At 63.9% G+C, this 16,116-nt stretch carries 13 protein-coding genes; 8 read left to right on the top strand and 5 right to left on the bottom strand.

Features of this window, described 5'->3' with window-relative positions; all coding sequences use genetic code 11:
* Positions 1 to 153 precede the first annotated feature (153 nt).
* Positions 154 to 2,256: a bifunctional rhamnulose-1-phosphate aldolase/short-chain dehydrogenase gene (locus tag ORS3428_RS30095; protein ID WP_071101896.1), complete on the bottom strand. Its 2,103-nt coding sequence runs from the start codon at positions 2,254 to 2,256 to the stop codon at positions 154 to 156.
* Positions 2,257 to 2,444: 188 nt separating this feature from the next.
* On the opposite strand from ORS3428_RS30095, the gene ORS3428_RS30090 reads away from it, so the two are divergent.
* The 7 genes from ORS3428_RS30090 to ORS3428_RS30060 all read left to right on the top strand — a co-directional run bounded on the left by ORS3428_RS30090 (position 2,445) and on the right by ORS3428_RS30060 (position 9,814).
* Positions 2,445 to 3,254 (top strand): DeoR/GlpR family DNA-binding transcription regulator, encoded by an 810-nt coding sequence (locus ORS3428_RS30090; RefSeq protein ID WP_071101960.1) that lies wholly within the window; start codon positions 2,445 to 2,447, stop codon positions 3,252 to 3,254.
* Between the two features lie 55 nt (positions 3,255 to 3,309).
* A complete protein-coding gene (gene rhaS, locus ORS3428_RS30085; RefSeq protein WP_071101895.1) occupies positions 3,310 to 4,305 on the top strand; it encodes a rhamnose ABC transporter substrate-binding protein in 996 nt (331 codons plus the stop codon).
* Positions 4,306 to 4,389: 84 nt separating this feature from the next.
* Entirely contained in the window at positions 4,390 to 5,949 is a 1,560-nt protein-coding gene (locus ORS3428_RS30080; RefSeq protein WP_071101894.1) for a sugar ABC transporter ATP-binding protein, read from the top strand.
* Positions 5,946 to 6,923, top strand: a complete 978-nt coding sequence (locus ORS3428_RS30075) for an ABC transporter permease (protein WP_071101893.1) — start codon at positions 5,946 to 5,948, stop codon at positions 6,921 to 6,923. The genes ORS3428_RS30080 and ORS3428_RS30075 overlap by 4 nt, the downstream gene beginning before the upstream one ends.
* Before the next feature lie 214 nt (positions 6,924 to 7,137).
* Positions 7,138 to 8,139 carry an ABC transporter permease gene (locus tag ORS3428_RS30070; protein ID WP_071101892.1) on the top strand — a complete coding sequence of 334 codons (1,002 nt, stop codon included), beginning with the start codon at positions 7,138 to 7,140 and terminating at the stop codon, positions 8,137 to 8,139.
* Positions 8,139 to 8,453: an L-rhamnose mutarotase gene (gene rhaM, locus ORS3428_RS30065; RefSeq protein ID WP_172833748.1), complete on the top strand. Its 315-nt coding sequence runs from the start codon at positions 8,139 to 8,141 to the stop codon at positions 8,451 to 8,453. Before ORS3428_RS30070 ends, rhaM begins: the two co-directional genes overlap by 1 nt.
* Positions 8,450 to 9,814 carry an FGGY-family carbohydrate kinase gene (locus tag ORS3428_RS30060; protein WP_071101890.1) on the top strand — a complete coding sequence of 455 codons (1,365 nt, stop codon included), beginning with the start codon at positions 8,450 to 8,452 and terminating at the stop codon, positions 9,812 to 9,814. The genes rhaM and ORS3428_RS30060 overlap by 4 nt, the downstream gene beginning before the upstream one ends.
* A gap of 268 nt (positions 9,815 to 10,082) precedes the next feature.
* Here ORS3428_RS30060 and ORS3428_RS30055 read toward each other — a convergent pair whose 3' ends face one another.
* Both ORS3428_RS30055 and galE read right to left on the bottom strand, forming a co-directional pair.
* Positions 10,083 to 11,339, bottom strand: coding sequence for a D-amino acid dehydrogenase (locus ORS3428_RS30055; RefSeq protein WP_071101889.1), 1,257 nt, complete (start codon positions 11,337 to 11,339; stop codon positions 10,083 to 10,085).
* A gap of 293 nt (positions 11,340 to 11,632) precedes the next feature.
* Entirely contained in the window at positions 11,633 to 12,628 is a 996-nt protein-coding gene (gene galE, locus ORS3428_RS30050) for a UDP-glucose 4-epimerase GalE (RefSeq protein ID WP_071101888.1), read from the bottom strand.
* 280 nt (positions 12,629 to 12,908) lie between these two features.
* Between galE and hemA the strand changes: the two genes are divergently transcribed.
* Positions 12,909 to 14,186 carry a 5-aminolevulinate synthase gene (gene hemA, locus ORS3428_RS30045; RefSeq protein WP_071101887.1) on the top strand — a complete coding sequence of 426 codons (1,278 nt, stop codon included), beginning with the start codon at positions 12,909 to 12,911 and terminating at the stop codon, positions 14,184 to 14,186.
* A gap of 147 nt (positions 14,187 to 14,333) precedes the next feature.
* Here hemA and ORS3428_RS30040 read toward each other — a convergent pair whose 3' ends face one another.
* Both ORS3428_RS30040 and mscL read right to left on the bottom strand, forming a co-directional pair.
* Positions 14,334 to 15,500 carry a pyridoxal phosphate-dependent aminotransferase gene (locus ORS3428_RS30040; RefSeq protein WP_071101959.1) on the bottom strand — a complete coding sequence of 389 codons (1,167 nt, stop codon included), beginning with the start codon at positions 15,498 to 15,500 and terminating at the stop codon, positions 14,334 to 14,336.
* Positions 15,501 to 15,604: 104 nt separating this feature from the next.
* Complete coding sequence (gene mscL / locus ORS3428_RS30035; protein ID WP_071101886.1) at positions 15,605 to 16,027, bottom strand: large conductance mechanosensitive channel protein MscL; 423 nt, start codon at positions 16,025 to 16,027, stop codon at positions 15,605 to 15,607.
* Positions 16,028 to 16,116: the final 89 nt, after the last annotated feature.

The raw sequence follows: 16,116 nt of genomic DNA, 5'->3' as shown, positions 1-16,116 counted from the left end.
CCAATATTCGTCGGCGCCGCCCCTCATCCGCCTGCCGGCACCTTCTCCCCGTGAAGGACGGGGAGAAGGGAAGCGCTCCGGCGCTGGCGACCCCCTCTCCCCGTTCTTCACGGGGAGAGGGTAAGGGTGAGGGGCAGCGCCGCCGTCGATAGTTTACYGCGTAAAGCTCTGCGCGTTGCCGGCGTCGACGTTGACGATGTTGCCGGTCGACTTGGCCGACATGTCGGAGGCGAAGAAGTAGATCGCCTCGGCAATGTCCTCCGGGAAGACCGAGCGCTTTAGCATCGAGCGCGAACGGTAATGCTCCTCGAGGTCGTCTGTCGACATCTTGTAGGCTGCGGCGCGCTGCTCCTTCCATTCGCCGCTCCAGATCTTGGAGCCGCGCAGCACGGCATCCGGATTGACGACGTTGACCCTGATCTGCGCCTCCGCGCCCTCCAGCGCGAGGCAGCGCGCGAGATGGATCTCGGCCGCCTTGGCCGTGCAGTAGGCGGCGGCGTTGGGCGAAGCAGCGAGCCCGTTCTTGGAGGCGACGAAGACGACGTTGCCGCCGATCTTCTGGGCACGGAACAGGCGGAAGGCCTCGCGCGAGACGAGGAAATAGCCGGTGGACAGGATGTCCATGTTCTTGTTCCACAGTGCCAGCGTCGTGTCCTCGATAGGCGCCGAGGAGGCCAAGCCGGCATTGGAGATCAGGATGTCGATGCCGCCGAACTCGACCGAAGTTTCGGCGAAGCCTGAGGCGACCTGATCCTCGGACGTCACGTCGATCCGCACCGGACGGACGAAGTCCTTGCCGTAGGCCTTCGAAAGCTCCTCGTTGGTGCTGGCGAGCGCGGCCTCGTCGATATCGGCGAGCACCACGCAGGCGCCTTCGCGCAGCAGGCGGTGGGCGGTTGCGCGGCCGATGCCGCCGGCGCCGCCGGTGACCAGCGCGATCTGCCCGGCCAGCGCCTTCGGYCTCGGCAGGCGCTGGAGCTTGGCTTCCTCGAGTTGCCAATATTCGATGTCGAAGGCCTCCTGCGCCGGCAGGCCGACATAGGACGACACCGTCGAGGCGCCGCGCATCACGTTGATGGCGTTGACATAGAATTCGCCGGAGATGCGGGCGGTGGCCTTGTCGCCGGCGAAGGTGAACATGCCGACGCCCGGCATCAGATAGACAACGGGATTGGGATCGCGAATRGCCGGCGAGTCCGGATGCTTGCAATCGTCGTAGTAGGCCTGGTAGCCGACGCGGTATTCGGCGATGTCGTCGGCGAGGCGCGCAATGACGGCGTCGACATCCGGCTTTGCCGGATCGAACTCGATCACCAGCGGGCGGATCTTGGTGCGCAGGAAATGGTCAGGGCAGGAGGTGCCGAGCGCCGCCAGAGGGCGCAGGTCCCTGGAATTGACGAATTCGAGCACGGCCAGCTGGTCGTCGAAATGGCCGAGCTTGTGGCTCTTTTCGGATATGAGCCCGCGAATCCTCGGCATCAATTTGGCGGCGATGGCGCGGCGCGCCGGCGCGTCGAGCGACTTCACCACCTCGCCGCCGAAGATCGCCTTGCCCTCGGACTTGCGCTCGAACCAGTCGATTGCCTGGTTGATCACCGAGATCGTCGTCTCGTAGCATTCCTTCGGCGTGTCGCCCCAGGTGAACAGGCCGTGGCTTTCAAGCACGACACCCTTGGCCTCCGGATTCTCGAGGCAGAATTTCTCCAGCCACAGTCCGAGCTCGAAGCCCGGCCGCTTCCAGGGCAGCCAGCCGATGGCGTCGCCGAAGACCTCCTTGGTGATCGCTTTGGAGTCCTTCGCCGCGGCGATGGCGATGATGGCATCGGGATRCATGTGGTCGACGCAAGCCTTCGGCACGAAGGCATGCAGCGGCGTGTCGATCGAGGCCGCGCGCGGATTGAGGTTGAAGGTGCAGTGGGGCAGATAGCCCACCATCTCGTCCTCGTGCTCGACACCACGATAGAGGCCCTTCAGCGCGCGCAGCTTGTCCATATAGAGCGTGGCGAAGCCGTCGAGCTTGATCGAAGCGCTGTCGCCGCCAGAACCCTTGACCCACAGAACCTCGACATCCTCGCCGGTCAGCGGGTCCTTCTGCCAGACCTTGGACGAAGTATTGCCGCCGCCATAATTGGTCACGCGCTTGTCGGAACCGAGCGTGTTCGAGCGATAGACCAGCAGCTCGGGGCCGCTCATCCCTTCAGCTTTTGCATCGTCCCACAGATTGGCGAGGCGCGAGCCGGAGCGCTTGTCGAGCATAAGTATCCTCCCTTGGAGCGCTAACGGCGCGCTCCTCTGTTCTCGCCCGGAATGTCTACGCAAGCGGCCCACTTGTCAATCACAAACGATCAATATCGATCATATTGCATTGCACAATGAAATTATGTGATCGGAAATGATTGACACTGCGCGTTTTCTAGTGCCTGATGGCGCTGCAGGGAGGAACCATGCACGAAAAAGAACGCCACAGGATCATTCTGTCCGCCGTCCAGGAAAAGCCTGTGGTGACGGTGCAGGAAATGGTCGACCTCACGGACTCCTCCGAGGCGACGATCCGGCGCGACATAGCGGCGCTGCATGTGCAAAAGCGCCTGCGCCGCGTGCGCGGCGGCRCCGAGGCGATCTCCCCGCCGCAGGTCATCGGCCTTGCCGGCCGGCCCTTCTCGGTCAACGAGACGCTCAATGCTGCGCAGAAGCGGGCGATCGCTCGCGAGGCGGTGAACCTCTGCAAGGACGGCGAGCCGATCATCATCAATGGCGGCACCACCACCTTCCAGATGGTGCATTTCCTGACCGGGCGCCGGATGCCGATCTTCACCAATTCCTTCCCGATCGCCGAGCACCTGCTCAAGCACTCGAAGAACACGGTGATGCTGTCGGGTGGCACGATCTATCGCGAGCAGAACATCATCCTGTCGCCCTTCGACAATGACGTGACGCGCAATTTCTATGCACGGCGCATGTTCATGGGCGCGCAAGGCCTTGGGCCGCTGGGGCTGATGGAAGGCGATCCGCTGTTGATCCAGGCCGAACAGAAACTGATCGACCAGGCCGACGAGCTGGTGGTGCTGGTCGATTCCTCAAAATTCCGCATGCGTTCCAGCCTGATCCTGTGCGGGCTGTCGCGCATTGCCACCGTGATCACCGACGACRGCATCGAGGACCGCGAAGCCAAGATGCTCGAAACAGCGGGCGTGGCGCTGATCGTCGCCCGCAAACAGTCCAGCGACAAGGAAGAATCTTCACTGCAGGCCTGAGACGAACTCGCGCCCGCAGCGGCGATGGAATGCAACGCTCAAGGGAGGAAATTCGATGAGCTTTTTGAAGAAACTGCTGGTTACGGCGGCCTTTTCCGCCGCCATGTTCGTGAATGCCGCCTATGCCGAGAACGTCAAGATCGCGCTGGTGGTGAAGTCGCTCGGCAACGRCTTCTTCGACGCCGCCAACAAGGGTGCGGAGGAAGCGGCCAAGGAACTGGGCGATGTCGACGTCATCTACACCGGCCCGACCAAGGCAACCGCAGAGGCGCAGATCGAGGTGATCAACTCGCTCATCGCGCAGAAGGTCAACGCGATCGCCGTTTCGGCCAATGACGCCGACGCGCTGGTGCCGGTGCTAAAGAAGGCGATGGATCGCGGCATCACCGTGATCTCATGGGACTCCGGCGTCGCCAAGGAAGGCCGCCAGCTCCACCTCAATCCGTCCGACACCAACCTGATCGGCGAGACCATCATCAAGCTCGCCGCCGACTACCTGCCGCAAGGCGGCGAGGTCGCCATCCTGTCGGCCTCCTCGACGGCGACCAACCAGAACTCCTGGATCGAGGCGGCCAAGAAGGTGCTGCCGGAGAAGTTCCCGAAGATCAAGCTGGTTGYCACCGTCTACGGTGACGACGACTCTGCCAAGAGCACCGACGAAGCCAAGGGTCTGCTGAAGTCCTATCYGAACCTCAAGGCGATCATCGCGCCGACCACGGTGGGTGTTGTCGCGGCTGCGCAGGTGGTGACCGACGAAGGCCTGATCGGCAAGGTCAACGTCACCGGCCTGGCGCTGCCGTCGGAATTCAAGAAGTTCATCGACAACGGCGCCAGCCAGGCGGTCGCGCTGTGGAACCCGATCGACCTCGGCTACTCGGCGATCTACCTGGCTCACGACCTGGYGGTGAAGAAGGAAGAGGCCAAGCCCGGCGCGACGCTGTCGATCGGCCGCGTCGGCAAGGTCACGCTCGACGACACCAACTCGGCTGCGATGGCTCCGCCCTTCCAGTTCGACAAGACTAACATCGAGAAGTTCTCCAAGATCTATTGATCCTGGTCGACTCCACGCTCGTGCGGCGGGACACTTGTTCCGCCGCATATACAAACGGACCTTCTCTCAGGGCCTGACACGGATATGGACACGACAGCCCAGCGCAAAATAGAGACGGAGCGGCCCGAGCCTTCTGGCCTGTCGCAAAGCGCCGCTCCTCGCCTGACGCTCACAGGCATCTCCAAGAGTTTCCCGGGCGTGCGCGCTCTGCACAATGTTAGCCTGTCGCTCTATCCGGGACAGGTGACGGCTCTGATCGGCGAGAACGGCGCCGGCAAGTCGACCTTGGTCAAGATCATGACCGGCATCTACCAGCCCGATACCGGYGAAATCAGCATCGACGGCCAGGTCACGACGCTGCCCAGCGCGCATGCCGCCTTCGGCCACGGCATCACCGCCATCCATCAGGAAACCGTGCTGTTCGACGACCTGTCGGTTGCCGAAAACATCTTTCTCGGCCACGCGCCACGCACCCGCTTCGGCACCATCGACTGGCGCACCATGCGCCGRCATGCGCSCGAGGTGCTGGAGACGATGYGCGCCGGCCATATCGACGCCGACACGCGGCTGAGGGACCTCGGCATCGCCAACAAGCACCTCGTTGCCGTTGCTCGCGCGATGTCGATCGACGCGCGCATCGTCATCATGGACGAGCCGACGGCGGCGCTGTCGATGAAGGAGATCGAGGAGCTTTTCCTCTTGATCGAATTCCTGAAGAGCGAAGGCAAGGCGGTGCTCTTCATCAGCCACAAGTTCGACGAGATCTACCGCATCGCCGACCGCTACACCGTCTTCCGCGACGGCGAGATGGTGGGCGAAGGCCTGCTGAAGGACACCAGCCAGAACGAGATCGTGCGCATGATGGTCGGCCGCAACGTCGACCACATCTTTCCGCARCGCGAGCCGAAAATCGGGGCGCCGGTGCTTTCCGTCTCAGGCCTATCGCATCCGACCGAGTTCGACGACATCGGCTTCGAATTGCGCAAGGGCGAGATTCTCGGCTTCTACGGCCTGGTCGGTGCCGGCCGCAGCGAGGTGATGCAGGCGATCGCCGGTATCACCYGCACCAGCCGGGGCAAGATTTCGCTGGACGGCAAGGCGATCACGCCCAAATCGGCGGCGGATTCGATCGAGGCCGGTATCGTCTACGTGYCGGAAGAGCGCGGCAAGCAAGGCGTGGTGATCGGCCTGCCGATCTTCCAGAACGTCTCGCTGCCTTCGCTTGCGCGCACGTCGAAATCCGGCGTGCTCAAACTTGCGGAAGAGTTTTCACTCRCCCGCTCCTACACCGAACGGCTCGATCTGCGCGCCTCATCGCTCAGCCAGGATGTCGGCACGCTCTCCGGCGGCAATCAGCAGAAGGTGGTCATCGCCAAATGGCTGGCGACGATGCCGAAGGTCATCATCCTCGATGAGCCGACCAAGGGCATCGATATCGGTTCCAAGGCCGCCGTGCACGGCTTCATGGCGGAGCTGGTCGCGCAAGGGCTCTCGGTGATCATGGTGTCGTCGGAGCTRCCGGAAATCCTCGGCATGTCCGACCGCGTCGTGGTCATGCGCGAAGGCCGCATCGCTTCCGTCTACGACAACAAGGAGCTGGATGCCGAGACGCTGGTCAGGGCAGCAGCGGGGATCGCGGCATGAAGAACTTCCGCAAATACCGAGAGATCTGGCTGCTTGCCGGCATCGCCGTGCTGATCGGGCTGATCTCGACGCGCTTCCCGGGTTTTRCCGATCCGGCCAATCTTCGCCAGGTGTTCAATGACACATCGATCCTGATGATCCTGGCTCTTGGCCAGATGGTGGTGATCCTGACGCGCTCGATCGATCTGTCGATGGCCTCCAACCTCTGCTTCACCGGCATGGTGGTGGCGATGCTCAACGCCGCCCATCCGGCGATCCCGGTCCCGGTGCTGATCGTGATCGCCTTAGCCGTCGGGCTAGTGCTCGGCGCCATCAACGGCTTCCTGGTGTGRCGGCTGAACATCCCTTCGATCGTGGTGACGCTCGGCACCCTCACCATCTATCGCGGTGCCACCTTCGTCGTTTCCGGCGGCGCCTGGGTCAATGCCGACCAGATGAGTCCAGCCTTCATCAACTTCCAGCGCGCTGCCTTCCTCGGCCTGCCGGTGCTGTCGTGGATCGCGCTCCTGGTCATCGCGCTGTTCTTCCTGGCGATGACGCGCACGGCGATCGGCCGCTCGATCTACRCCATCGGCGTCAACCCGACTGCTTCGGTCTATGCCGGCATCGATGTCGGCCGCACCAAGTTCATCGTCTTTTGCATTTCCGGCATGATCGGCGGGCTCGCCGGATACTTGTGGATCTCGCGCTACGTGATCGCGTCGGTCGAGGTCGCCAACGGCTATGAGCTCAACATCATCGCCGCCTGCGTCATCGGCGGCATCTCGATCGCCGGCGGCATCGGCTCGGTCGGCGGCGCGGTGCTAGGCGCACTATTCCTCGGCATCATCTCCAACGCGCTGCCGGTCATCAACATCTCGCCCTTCTGGCAGATGGCGATCTCGGGCAGCGCGATCATCCTGGCGGTGGTGCTCAACGCGCGCGGCGAGCGCCGGCAAGGCCGCATCATCCTGAGAAAGGCGGAAGCGGCATGAGCCAGCACCTCACGAAAATGATCCGCTTGTCACCTGCTGCAACAAGCATGCCTGCAACATTGGCGCCGCCCCTCATCCGCCTGCCGGCACCTTCTCCCCGTATAGCGACGGGGAGGAGGGAGATGGCCGCAACGTTGGCGCCCCCATCTCGGCGTCCTTCACGGGGAGAGGGTAAGGGTGAGGGGCAGCGCCAAATTTTGGAAGGGGTCGCTCCATGACCGACACCCCTCACCCGCGCCACATTCCCGACCGGCTCGACAAGCCGCTGTCTACCGCGATCTTCTCGTGGGAGGCGCTGCTCGTCGTTATCGCGGTTCTCATCTTCGCGGTGAACAGCTTCGCCTCGCCCTACTTCCTCGATCCGTGGTCGCTGTCGGACCTGACCTTCAACTTCACCGAAAAAGGCCTGATCGCGCTGGCGATGGCGCTCTTGATCATCTCCGGCGAGATCGACCTGTCGGTCGCAGCGATCGTAGCGCTCGCCTCGACAATGATGGGAATGGCCGTGCAGGCTGGCGCGGGCACGCCGGTGCTGGCGCTGATCGGCATCGTTATCGGGCTCGGCTGCGGCGCGTTCAACGGGCTCTTGGTCACGAGGCTCGGCCTGCCTTCGATTGTCGTCACCATCGGCACGATGAGCCTGTTCCGCGGCATCGCCTTCATCATCCTCGGCGACCAGGCCTACAAGGGCTATCCGGAGAGCTTCGCCTTCTTCGGTCAAGGCTATGTCTGGTGGGTGGTGTCGTTCGAGCTGGCGCTTTTCCTCGTCGCGGCGGTGATCTACTGGTTCGTGCTCCACCGCACGAGCTTCGGCCGGCGGGTATTCRCCATCGGCAACAATCCGGTCGCCTGCCAGTTCTCGGGCGTGCGGGTCGACCGCATCAAGTTCATCCTGTTTTGCCTCACCGGGCTGATGTCGGGCATCGCCTCGGTGCTGATCACCTCGCGGCTCGGCTCGACCCGGCCGTCGATTGCGCAAGGCTACGAGCTCGAGGCGATCACCATGGTGGTGCTGGGCGGGGTCTCGATCCTCGGCGGCGCGGGTAGCATCTTGGGCGTCGTGCTTGCCGCCTTCATCATGGGGCTGGTGACATTCGGCCTCGGCCTGCTCAACGTGCCGGGTATCGTGATGTCGATCTTCATCGGCCTGCTGCTGATCATCGTCATAGCGCTGCCTATCGTTTGGCGGCGGCTGCGTGAAGGGCGCTTCGCCTGATGGAAAAATACGCCTTCAAGATGAAGCTCAATCCCGGCATGAAGGCCGAGTACAAGCGCCGTCATGACGAGATCTGGCCCTCGCTGGTCGTGCTGCTGAGAGAGGCCGGGGTTTCCGACTATTCGATCCACCTCGACGAGGAAACCAATATCCTGTTCGGGGTGCTGTGGCGGCGTGATGATCACCGCATGGATGATCTCCCCAAGCACCCGGTGATGCAGCGCTGGTGGGCGCATATGRCCGACGTCATGGAGACCAAAGCCGACAACGAGCCGGTGGCGGTGCCGCTGGAAACAATGTTCCACATGGCATGATTGGCTGCGTCGCTGTTATCGATATCGGCAAGACCAATGCCAAGGTTGCACTGGTCGACCTCGAGCGCATGGCCGAGGCGGGCCTGCGCCGCACGGCCAACGCCGTCGCCACGGACGGCCCCTACCCGCACCACGATGTYGAGCGGCTGTGGGGCTTCATCCYCGAAAGCCTCGTAGACCTCCACCGCGAACAGCGCATCGACGCGATCTCGATCACCACCCAYGGCGCGACGGCGGCGCTGATCGACGGCGAAGGCAGGCTTGCGCTGCCRGTGATCGACTATGAGTTCACTGGTGTTGACGAGCTGGCGCAGGACTATGACGCCATCCGGCCGCCCTTTGCCGAAACAGGCACGCCGCGCCTGCCGGCCGGCCTCAACATCGGYGCGCAACTGTTCTGGCAGCAGAGGCGATTTCCGGCGGAATTTACCGGTGCGGCCGCGATCCTGATGTATCCGCAATACTGGGCCATGCGGCTCACCGGCGTCGCCCTCAACGAGGTGACCTCGCTCGGCTGTCACACCGATCTTTGGAACCCGTGGCGGGCCGACTATTCATCGCTCGTCGACCAGATGGGTTGGCGCCGCCTGATGGCGCCGGTGCGGCCTGCCAGGGAACGGCTGGGGCCGATCCTGCCGGCGATCGCGCAACAGACAGGGCTCGACCCCGCGACCCCGGTCTTCTGCGGCCTGCACGACTCCAACGCGTCGCTGTTGCCGCATCTCTTGTCCGATCCGCCGCCTCTTTCCGTCATTTCGACCGGCACCTGGGTGGTGTCGATGGCCGTCGGCGGCAGCAAGGTCGAGCTCGACCCTGCGCGCGACTCGCTGGTCAATGTCAATGCGCTCGGCGATCCGGTGCCGTCGGCACGCTTCATGGGCGGGCGAGAGTTTTCGCTGCTGACTGAGGGCCAGCCCCAGGATTGGAGCGAAGAGGATGTTGYCGCGGTGCTTGCACGGAGGGTGTTCCTCCTGCCCTCCACTCAACAGGGCTCCGGCCCCTTCCCGAGTCGCGCCGCGCAGTGGGTCAATGCTGAGGGTTTTGGCTCGGGGCAGCGCTTCGCCGCCATCTCGTTCTATCTGGCGCTGATGACAGCGACCTGCCTCGATCTCATTGGCGGCGACGGTCCAACGACGGTTGAAGGTCCTTTCGCGCAAAACCAGCTTTTCATCCGCATGCTGGCGGCGGCGACAGGGCGGCCGGTCATTGCGTCGGAGACGTCGACCGGGACCAGCATCGGCGCGGCATTGCTGGCATCGGACGGCGTTACCGCCATGAGCAAGGGCGAGCGGACCGAGCCGCCGGCCGACCCGGCCTGGCGCGATTATGGAAGAGCGTGGCAGCAAGCCGTCGAGACGTAGTCAACGCGTGGTGTTTGCCACAGCCTGACAGGTCGGCGCCGCCCCTCATCCGCCTGCCGGCACCTTCTCCCCGTATAGTGACGGGGAGAAGGGGGCTGGCCTCAGCCTTGGTGTTCTATCCTGCGATGCTGGCGATTGGCGAAATCGACGAGGACGGAGTCTTTCTCCCCGTCACTATACGGGGAGAAATGCCCGGCAGGGCAATGAGGGGCAGCGCCAGCGCCGACAATTGGGTGCCCACGATGCGGTCGAGGCCGATAGTGCCTTGTCACCCCGCCGTTCCATAAAGCAACCCCTGCGGATCGATCTCCGGCTTGCGGCCGGCGACGAGGTCGGACAGGAATTTTCCAGAGCCGCAGGCCATGGTCCAGCCGAGATGGCCGTGGCCGGTGTCGAGATAGAGGTTGCGGTATTTCGCCTGGCCGAAGATAGGCACTGAATTCGGCATCATGGGCCTGAGGCCTGCCCACAGCAGCGCCTTCTTCTCGTCGAAGGCGCCTGGGAAAAGGTCCTTGCCGGTTTCGAGGATGGTTCTGAAATCGCCCGGCTTGAAGCTGCGGTCGAAGCCGGTGAATTCCGCCGTCGAGGACATACGCAGGCGGTTGCCCAACCTCGAATAGCCGATCAGCCGGTCCTCGTCGGCGCCGCCCATGGTCGGCCCCTTGCTCTCGTCCTCGAGGGGGACGGTCACGGTATAGCCTTTGACCGGGTAGACAGGCAGGTCGATGCCATAGCGACGTCCGAACAGGCCGCTTTCCGGCCCCATGGAGATGACGACGRCATCGCCCGTGACCGGACCGGCGGAGGTCACGACGGCGCGCACCCGGTCGCCCTCGATGTCGAGGCCCTGGATCGTCGTGYCGAACAGGAATTTGACGCCGAGCTTCTCGGCCGCATAGGCGGCGAGCTTGTCGACGAACTGCTTGGAATCGCCGGTCTGGTCGATCGGCGAATAGATGCCACCGGCGATCTTATCCTTCACGCCGGCGAGCCCGGGTTCCAGTTCGGCCAGCCGGTCGCGGCCGACGATCTCGATCGGCAGGCCGTGGTCGCCGAGATAGCGATAATTGTCGGTGCCGGTGTCAAAACTCTTCTGCGAGCGGAAGAAGTAGAGGATGCCCTTCTTGCGCTCGTCGTACTGGATGCCGGTCGCTTCCGAGAGAGCATTGATGCAGTCGCGCGAATAGAGCGCGAGCCTGAGCTTGACGTCGGTGTTGGCGCGAAGGCGCTTGACCGTGCATTCGCGCAGGAAGCGCAGGCTCCAGGCATAAAAGTAGGGGTCGAGACRCAGCCTCACCTTGATGCCGAGATCGTGGTTCCAAAGTGCGCGCAGGAAGGTCTTCAGCGCCGCCGGGGAGGCCCAGGCGGTGGCGTCGCCCGGCGAGACTAGGCCGGCATTCGACTGGCTGGTGCCGCGCGCCGCCGCCTCATGGCGCTCGATGACCGTCACCTCGTGGCCGTCGCTTGCCAGATAGTAGGCCGCCGCCGTGCCAACGACGCCGGCCCCGAGCACCAAAACCTTCATGCCACCCCTCAAGGATCATAGTGGCGGCACGCCTGTGCGCACCGCTGCGTTTCAGTAGCGCTTCTCAAAGCGTGAGACGAGCCTTTGTAGGGCGTGGCTTATGGTTTGTGCTGGCGAGGGCCAATTGCCGATGTTGGCGCCGCCGCTGGCCCCGATCCTGCAACGCCGGCGATTGGCGAAACCATCGATGAAGGCGTCTTTCTCCCCGTCACAATACGGGGAGAAATGCCCAGGCAGGGCAATGAGGGGCAGCGCAGACGTCCGAAAAGTACTAATCCAGCATGGAAGCGATGTCAGCTCCGCGCCGAGTTCTTGCCGGTGAGAATGCGTTCCCAGGCCAGCGCGTCGGCGACAATCTGGTCGAGATCGTCGCGCTGCGGCGTCCAGCCGAATTCCTTGCGGGCAAGGTCGGAATTCGCGACCACGGCGGCGRCATCGCCGGGACGACGGTCGCCCAWCCTGACCTCGAAATCACGGCCGAAGGCGCGGCGCACGCTCTCGATGACTTCGAGAACCGAATAGCCGTGGCTATAGCCGCAATTGGCGACGAGGCTCGTGCCGCCCTCGCRCAGCCGCTGCAGCGCCAGCCGGTGYGCCGCCGCGAGATCGCTGACATGGATGTAATCGCGGATGCAGGTGCCGTCCGGCGTCGGATAATCATTGCCGAAGACCTGCATGAACGGACGCTTGCCGAGCGCGGTCTCACAGGCGACCTTGATCAGATGCGTAGCGCCAGGCGTAGACTGGCCGGTGCGGCCCTTGGGATCGGCGCCGGCGACATTGAAATAGCGAAGCGCCGTGTAGCGGATATCGTGCGCGATGGCCGCATCGCGCAGCATCCATTCGCYCATCAGCTTGGAGAGGCCGTARGGTGWTTCCGGCGCCAGCCGCGCATCCTCGYGCACCGGCTCCAACCCGGCGCCGCCATAGACGGCAGCGGTGGAAGAGAAGATGAAATGCGGCACGCCCTCGCGCACGGCGGTTTCGATCAGCGTGCGCGTCTTGCAGGTGTTGTTCTCGTAATAACCGAGCGGATCGGCGACCGATTCCGGCACCACGATCGAGCCGGCGAAATGGATGATGGCGTCGACCTTGTTCTCGCGGATGATGCGCGCGACCAGCTCGCGGTCGGCGACGTCGCCGACGACCAGCCTCGCCTCGGGCGCAACCGCCCATTCGAAGCCGGTGGAAAGCCTGTCGAGCACGACGACGCCCTCGCCGRCATCCAAAAGCTCCCAGACCATGTGGCTGCCGATATAGCCGGCACCGCCTGTCACCAAAACCGTCATCGCTTACCTCGCTGATCAAGATTTATCGGAAACYGTCTCAACAGCCGCCGTGCTGGAAACCCCGCCGTAAGCCCATTAGCCTGCCTTTTAGTGTTAAGTCCGTAACAGTTCCTCCCGCCCGAGGCATCGTACCGAAACAAAATTGGTTCACACAGCGCAGGAATAGGCCATGATCGGCCGTCGTTAGGAACAGGCCCGGGGCGTGGCATTTTGACCGGTTGGGCGCGGTGGACGCGCAACAGGCCAGTGACTATGATCCGGCGCAAATTGGGAAGCCGACATGAATTACCAGCGGTTCTTCGAAGACGCGATCGATCAGCTCCATGCGGAGCGGCGCTACCGCGTTTTCGCCGACCTCGAGCGCATCGTGGGCAAGTTCCCGCGCGCCATCTGGCGATCCAACGGCCGCGCCCAGGAAATCACCGTCTGGTGCTCCAACGACTATCTCGGCATGGGCCAGAGYGCGGATGTCATCGCCGCCTTCCAGAACRCCGCGGGCAAGATGGGATCGGGCGCCGGCGGCACCCGCAATATCTCCGGCACCAGCAACCCGCTGGTCGAGCTCGAGCATGAGCTGGCCGACCTGCACGACAAGGAAGCGGCGCTCGTCTTCACCTCCGGCTTCGTCTCCAACGAGGCCTCGATCTCGACCATTGCAAGGCTTCTGCCCAACTGCCTGRTCATATCGGACGAGTTGAACCACGCCTCGATGATCGAGGGCGTGCGCCGCTCCGGTGCCGAGAAGAAGATCTTCCGCCACAACGACGTCGCGCATCTCGAAAGCCTGTTGCAGGCGGCCGGCCGCGAGCGCGCCAAGTTGATTGTCTTCGAAAGCGTCTATTCGATGGACGGCGACATCGCGCCGATCAAGCAGATCGTCGAGCTCGCCGAGCGCTACAACGCCATGACCTATATCGACGAGGTCCATGCCGTGGGCATGTACGGGCCGCGCGGCGGCGGCATCACCGAGCGCGAAGGTCTGGCCGACCGCATCGACGTCATCGAAGGCACGCTTGCCAAGGCCTTCGGCACGCTCGGCGGCTACATCAGCGGCACGAGCGCCGTCATCGACGCGGTGCGCTCCTATGCGCCGGGCTTCATCTTCACCACCGCGCTGCCGCCGGCGATCGCGGCGGCCGCCACCACCTCGATCAGGCATCTGAAACGCTCGCAGGTCGAGCGCGACGCGCAGCAGCGCCAGGCGGCGCGAACCAAGCAGGTGCTTGCCGCGGCCGGGCTGCCTGTGATGGAATCGGCCACCCATATCGTACCGGTGCTGGTCGGCGACCCCGAGCTCTGCAAGATGGCGAGCGACCGCCTGCTCGGCGTCCACGGCATCTACATCCAGCCGATCAACTATCCGACGGTGCCGCGCGGCACCGAGAGGCTGCGCATCACGCCGACGCCGTTCCATTCGGACGCGCTGATCGCCGAACTGCAGGACGCGCTGGTCGAGACCTGGGATGCGCTCGGCATCCCCTACGGCGCCRCCGGCCGCCCCGCCGTCGCCGAGAGCGACCGGATCGTCCCGCTGCTGGTGCCGAAGTCAGGCGGCTGAAGCCGTTTGAACCTCTACTCCGACGACCATCTGCCGCAGCTTTCTCCGCTTTCGGTGTTCACGGACCTGAATGTCCGCTGCGCTCCGGTTCTCGAAAGCCACGCCAGCTGACTCRTCGGAGCGGGTTTCAATCCGGCTTCAGGCGGTTCAGATCGTCTTCATCCATTTCGCCAGGCGATGCGCCGCTTCCTCGAGCTGATCGAGGCGGCGATGGAAGCATAGCCTGAGGAAGGCCTCGCCGCCGGGGCCGAAGGCGGTGCCCGGCGCCAGGCCGACATTGGCACGGTCGACGATCTCGAATGCCGCTGTGCGGGAATCGGTGATGCCGTCGACCGTGAAGAACAGATAGAACGCGCCCTGCGGCACGGCGAACCGCGCCCTACCGGTCTCGCCGAGGATGCCGCAGACGAGGTCGCGTGCCGCCCGCGCGCGCTCGACCTGCTCGGCGATGAAGCCGTCGCCCTCATCGAGGGCCGCGACCGCGCCGCGCTGCATGAACTGGGCGACGCCCGAGGTCGAGTACTGGATAAGGTTCTCGAACACCTGCTGCAGGGACGGATGCGTCTTGATCCAGCCGACGCGCCAGCCGGTCATCGCCCAGTTCTTGGAGAAGCTGTTGACGAACAGGATGCGGTCCTCATCGGCCATGATGTCGATGAAGGACGGCGCCCGGCCGTGGCCGTAATGGAAAAGCGAATAGATCTCGTCGGCGATGATCCAGATGTTGCGGGCGCGGGCGAGATCGAGGATCGCCTGAAGCGTTTCCCTGTCGGCGGTCCAGCCGGTCGGGTTGGACGGCGTGTTGATGAACAGCGCCTTCGTCCGCGGCGTGATAGCGGACGCGACCTTGTCGACATCGCAGGACCAGCCGTTGCCGGACCGGTCGAGCACCACCGRCACGGGCGTGGCGCCGGCGACACCGGCAGCGGCGGGGAAATTCGGCCAGGCCGGCGAGAGGTAGATCACCTCGTCGCCCTTGCCGGCGAGGGCGTCGATGGCGAGCTGGATGGCATGCATGCCGGAGCCGGTGACGATGAATTCCTGCTCGGCGAAGTGCCGGCCGAAATGCCTGCCATAGTAGCGGGCGAGCGCCTGCCTGAGCTCCGGAATGCCCTTCTGCCAGGTGTAGAAGGTCTCGCCATTGGCGAGCCCGCGGGCGGCGGCATCGCTGATGAAGGCGGGTGTCGGCAAATCCCCCTCGCCGGCCCAGAGCGGGATCAGGCCTTCGCGCAAGCGGCCGTGGTTGACGACGGCGACAATGCCGCTTTCGGGTGCGGCGCGGGCTTCAGTGCGCAAGGTCTCGATGACTTTCATGGCTGATCCATATTTGTCCTTGGATGCGCTCATACCAGATCGCGAAACGGAAAACCCCGGCCGCACGCGGCCGGGGTTTTGGTCCAGCGCGTTCGTTTGGCGCGTTACTTCCTGGCGAGCAGGTCGCGGATTTCGGTCAGCAGCTGCACGTCAGCCGGCGGAGCGGCGGGCGCGGCCGCCGGCTTTTCGCCCTCCAGCCGCTTGCGCAGATTGTTCACGGCCTTGACCATCAGGAAGATGATGAAGGCCAGGATCAGGAAGTTCAGCACGACCGTGATGAAGCTGCCATAGGCGAAAACGGCGCCCTCTTTCTTGGCATCGGCCAGCGTCGCCGAATGGACGTTGGACGAAAGCGCCAAGAAATAGTTGTTGAAGTCCAGCCCGCCGAAGATCGCGCCGACGATCGGCATGATGATGTCGTTGACCAGCGAATCGACGATCTTGCCGAAGGCAGCGCCAATGATGACGCCGACGGCCAAGTCCATCACATTGCCTTTGGAAATGAATTCCTGGAATTCTTTCAGCATTCGACCCTCCTTGCCATGACAGGTCGCACTGCCGCCTCCCTGCCCGCCGGCGCCGACCCGCAATCACAATAACAAAACCCTCCGGTTGC

The organism is Mesorhizobium sp. ORS 3428 (assembly GCF_001854785.1).
Taxonomy (GTDB): Bacteria; Pseudomonadota; Alphaproteobacteria; order Rhizobiales; family Rhizobiaceae; genus Mesorhizobium.
The sequence above is the reverse complement of the archived record's forward strand: the minus strand, read 5'-3'. Positions and strand labels throughout refer to the sequence as shown.

What these genes read in the sequence shown, in the direction of transcription:
- mscL (WP_071101886.1), bottom strand. Translation starts at nt 16,027, where the DNA reads ATGCTGAAAGAATTCCAGGAATTCATTTCCAAAGGCAATGTGATGGAC.